Origin of the sequence: Dysgonomonas sp. 511 (assembly GCF_010501105.1) — a bacterium.
Lineage (GTDB): Bacteria > Bacteroidota > Bacteroidia > Bacteroidales > Dysgonomonadaceae > Dysgonomonas.
In genome coordinates this window covers 111,409-112,144 of the sequence record NZ_QVMQ01000006.1, presented here as the reverse complement: position 1 = coordinate 112,144, position 736 = coordinate 111,409, and the positions used below count along the sequence as shown (strand labels likewise).

The 736-nt window shown below is 35.5% G+C and carries 1 pseudogene; it reads right to left on the bottom strand.

The features are described 5' to 3' along the window. Positions 1-675 (bottom strand): annotated as a pseudogene (locus tag D0T57_RS04075) (IS4 family transposase); the annotation flags it as partial. Between the last annotated feature and the right edge of the window lie 61 nt (positions 676-736).

Genomic DNA, 736 nt, shown 5'->3' with positions numbered 1-736 from the left:
TGTTTTCTCAAAACTGGCAATTATAACCAAATCTCTCTTGCCTTTATCATTGACAAAACAACAAGCCGATATATAACATATCCTACCGGTAACATAATACGGCTTTGACAGAAACTTACATTGCTTTATCTTCAGAGATTCAAATAAACGCGAAATATTTATGTACCTGCCATTGATAGCCTGCATCACTTGATAATTACTCAAAATACGGATATGATATTTAATAGCATTACTATTGAGCCATCCAAACCATTTTTCTCCGATAAATTCCCGGTCTGCTAAAAGTTCTTTGATAGTGTCTTTTCCAAACAGGCTGATATAATGTTCCATGATCCCAATACGTTCATTAATATTGGATGCTCCCCTTTTATCCATAGTCCGAAAAAGAATCGGAAAGCTAAGCCCTTTATAAGCAACGGATAGAACCAGAATATTGATATTGGTCTGTCCTAACTTCCAGTTGGTACGATCCAAAATCAGACGATAAGGTGGTTTGTGAGGCAATAAACTATAAATCATACGACAAATCAAATCATTATCAAGCATATAATTTGCCATAAAACGTTGGATACGACGCAGGCTGGATGCTGTATCTGCACTACTTTCAAATCCTTGAGCCAGACGCTCAAAGTTGACTGTTTGTACTTTACATAATGCGATTATCATTAATGCCATAAATTTTATTCGTGCCCGATTCATTTTTCCTCCAAAATGAGATTCTAATATCAGACTTAAT